Annotated in this window: 3 protein-coding genes and 1 pseudogene; 3 read left to right on the top strand and 1 reads right to left on the bottom strand. The window is 63.1% G+C overall.

Annotated features, from left to right (window positions below; all coding sequences use genetic code 11):
- Positions 1-247: pseudogene (locus MAXJ12_RS06835) on the bottom strand (TlpA family protein disulfide reductase); the annotation flags it as partial.
- Between the two features lie 33 nt (positions 248-280).
- Here MAXJ12_RS06835 and argH point away from each other — a divergent pair.
- From argH to lysA, 3 genes are all read left to right on the top strand, one after another.
- Complete coding sequence (gene argH, locus MAXJ12_RS06830; RefSeq protein ID WP_008835066.1) at positions 281-1681, top strand: argininosuccinate lyase; 1401 nt, start codon at positions 281-283, stop codon at positions 1679-1681.
- A 344-nt stretch (positions 1682-2025) separates the two neighbouring features.
- On the top strand, positions 2026-2232 hold the full coding sequence (locus MAXJ12_RS06820; protein ID WP_040585199.1) for a hypothetical protein: 207 nt from the start codon (positions 2026-2028) through the stop codon (positions 2230-2232).
- A gap of 53 nt (positions 2233-2285) precedes the next feature.
- The gene (gene lysA / locus MAXJ12_RS06815) at positions 2286-3551 is read left to right on the top strand and encodes a diaminopimelate decarboxylase (RefSeq protein ID WP_008835064.1); all 1266 of its coding nucleotides are present in this window, start codon (positions 2286-2288) and stop codon (positions 3549-3551) included.
- The last annotated feature ends 127 nt before the right edge of the window (positions 3552-3678 follow it).

Here is a 3678-nt window from a genome sequence, read left to right as displayed (position 1 = left end):
CGGCCGAAAGCATCGCCGCAACTTCGCCGGTAGCGGCCGCCGCCACGGTCTTGGCGCGGTCGGCTTTTGCGGCGCAGAGCCTGGAATTGGCGTCCGCGGCGACGACCGCGCCAGCCGCCGTTGGCGGGGCGTTGTTGCCAGACAGGGTCGCGCTGACATATACCGCCACGGCGCCTGCCAACGCCCCCGCAAGCGCGGCCACGGCCAGCAGCCGCGGGACAGGTATCAGTTTCTTTCGATCAGCCATTTTCAGTTCAATCTCCGGAGCCCGGTTAGCACGATGAGCGACAAGAAGGCCAGCAACGCCATGTGGGGCGGACGTTTTGCCTCGGGCCCTGCCGCGATCATGGAGGCGATTAACGCCTCGATCGGTTTCGACAAAAAGCTCTACGCCCAGGACATTCGCGGCTCGATCGCGCATTCCGAGATGCTGTCCGAGACGGGCATTATCGAGCGCCAGGATCAAGAAAAAATCGCTCACGGGCTGAACACGATTTTGGCAGAGATCGAGGCGGGCGATTTCGAATTCTCGACCCGGCTCGAGGACATCCACATGAACATCGAGGCGCGGCTGGCCGAACTGATCGGGCCAGCGGCGGGCCGTCTGCACACGGCGCGCTCGCGCAACGACCAGGTGGCGCTGGATTTCCGGCTCTGGGTCAAAGATGAACTGCACCGCGTCGCCGAGGCGCTGAAGGGGCTGATCGCCGCCTTCCTGACGCGCGCCGAGCATCATGCCGCGACCGTGATGCCGGGCTTTACCCACATGCAGACGGCGCAGCCTGTGACCTTCGGCCATCACTGCATGGCTTATGTCGAGATGTTTTCGCGCGACCTTTCGCGCGTTCGCGACGCCATCGAGCGCATGAACGAGAGCCCCCTCGGTGCGGCAGCGCTTGCCGGCACCGGCTTCCCGATCGACCGGCAGATGACCGCGAAGGCGCTCGGTTTTCGCGAGCCGACCCGCAATTCGCTGGACAGCGTTTCCGACCGCGATTTCGCGCTGGAGTTCCTGTCGATCGCAGCGATCTGCGCCACGCATCTGTCGCGGCTGGCGGAGGAGATCGTGATCTGGTCGACGCCGCAATTCGGCTTCGTGCGGCTGTCGGATTCCTTTTCGACGGGTTCGTCGATCATGCCGCAGAAGAAAAACCCGGACGCGGCCGAACTGGTGCGCGCCAAGACCGGCCGGGTCAACGGCCACCTGATCGGGCTCTTGACGGTGATGAAGGGCCTGCCGCTGACCTATTCCAAGGACATGCAGGAAGACAAGGAAGCCGTATTCGACGCCGCCGAGACGCTGGACCTGATGCTGGCGGTGATGACCGGCATGGTCGGCGACATGGAGATTAACGAGGCGGCAATGAAGAAGGCCGCCGGCTCGGGCTATTCGACCGCGACCGACCTCGCCGACTGGCTGGTTCGCATGCTCGGCCTGCCCTTCCGCGAGGCGCATCACGTGACCGGCCGGGCCGTGGCGCTGGCCGAAGCGAAGAAACTCGGGCTGGAAAAGCTCAGCCTCAAGGATCTGCAGTCGGTCCACCCCGGCATAACCGACGACGTGTTTTCGGTGCTGTCGGTGCAGAATTCGGTGAAGAGCCGCACATCCTTCGGCGGCACCGCGCCCGCCGAGGTGAGGAAGCAGATACGCTACTGGAAGAAGCGGCTGGGCAGGGCGTGAGGGCTTGATGCGTTCGGACGACGTTTGCAGCAAATATGCTGACCAAAAGACAGATCTAAGTCTTACACTCCTTCCAGACGAAGAAGGCGGAAAGCCATACATTCTCATTTCCGGCCCATCTCAAGCGCTGCACATGCTGGCGGAATTACTGATCTCGGTGGCGGACGAGAAAGAGAACGACGGCTTTTTCCTGGGTCCTACGGGTCCTGGGAGTTCTCGCTTCTCAGATATGTCTGAGTTCGGGGTTTACATATATCGTCGGGATTAGCGCCGTTTGCCGGGGTGCAATGGCAAAAAAACTTCGCTACAAGCGGCAGGCTGATTTTCTCGGGACGGATGGCGTGATGACCGGAAGCAGGATTTTGACGGGCTTGATCCTCGTGGCGGCGCTGGGCGCGGTCTCGGCCTGCGGCCGCAAGGCCGATCTCGACACGCCCTACCAGGCCGCCATCGATGCCCGCAAGGAAGCCGAGAGAGCCAACGAACCGGTACCGCCCGAGCCGCAGCCGCCGGTCAAGGACAAGCCTTTCATCCTCGATCCGCTGCTTTAGGCTTGCATAGCCGGCCGAATCTTCATCGCTTTTCCTGTCCGGGATAAAAGACAGTGAACCATTTCGACTATCGCGACGGCGTGCTGCATGCCGAGGACGTCGCCCTGCCCGACATAGCGCAGGCGGTGGGAACGCCGTTCTACTGCTATTCGACGGCGACGCTGGCGCGGCACTTCAATGTCTTCCGCAAGGCTTTCGAGGGGCTGGATTCGCTCGTCTGCTACGCCCTGAAGGCCAATTCGAACCAGGCTGTGCTGGCGACGCTGGCAAAGCTTGGCGCCGGCGCCGACGTGGTTTCGGAAGGCGAGTTGCGGCGTGCGCTTGCGGCGGGAATCCCGCCGGAAAAGATTCTTTTCTCGGGCGTCGGCAAGACCGCGCGCGAGATGGATTTCGCGCTTGCTGCCGGTATCCTCTGCTTCAACGTCGAATCCGAACCGGAACTGGAACTGCTTTCCGAGCGCGCCGTGGCCGCGGGCAAGGTGGCGCCGGTCTCGCTGCGCATCAACCCGGACGTGGACGCCAAGACCCACAGGAAGATCTCGACCGGTCGCGCCGAGAACAAGTTCGGCATCCCGTGGCAGCGCGCCCGGCAGGTCTATGCCCGTGCCGCAGGACTGCCAGGTATAAGGGTCACCGGCATCGACACCCATATCGGCAGCCAGATCACCGATCTGCAGCCCTTCGACGACGCCTTCGCACTCTTGGTCGAGTTGGTCGGCACGCTGAAGGCGGACGGCCATGCTATCGAGCATATCGACCTCGGCGGCGGGCTAGGCATCCCCTACCGCACCGACAATTCGCCGCCGCCGCTGCCCGACGCCTATTCGGCGATCGTGAAGAAGCATGTCGGAAATCTCGGCCTGAAGGTGATGTTCGAGCCGGGCCGGCTGATCGTCGGAAATGCCGGCATCCTGGTTTCGCAGGTGATCTTCGTGAAGGAAGGCGACGCCAAGAACTTCCTGATCGTCGATGCCGCCATGAACGACCTGATCCGCCCGACGCTCTATGACGCATTTCACGACATCAGGCCGGTGGTGCGCCAGCCGGCGGACGCGCCGCGCATGACGGCCGACATTGTCGGGCCGGTCTGCGAAACCGGCGATTATCTCGGCCACGACCGCGATTTGCCGCGACTGAAGGCGGGCGACCTGATCGCGGTCATGACGGCGGGCGCCTATGGCGCGGTGCAGGCCGGCACCTACAATACGCGGCTGCTGGTGCCGGAAGTGCTGGTCAAGGGCGATCAATTCCACGTCGTGCGGCCGCGCCAGAGCTATGACAAGCTGATCGGACTGGATTCCGTACCGGATTGGTTTTGATCTCCCCTCCGATCACGTTTTCGCAAGCCGCCTCGCCTTCGCCGTGTTTGCTGCTATCTTTTGAGTTGTAGGCCGCGCGCTCCCGCGCGGCTAATGCTGGAAGGGCCGATGGCTGAAGCGCCCGCAG

The organism is Mesorhizobium alhagi CCNWXJ12-2 (assembly GCF_000236565.1).
Lineage (GTDB): Bacteria > Pseudomonadota > Alphaproteobacteria > Rhizobiales > Rhizobiaceae > Allomesorhizobium > Allomesorhizobium alhagi.
This window is presented reverse-complemented; position numbering and strand designations above follow the sequence as displayed.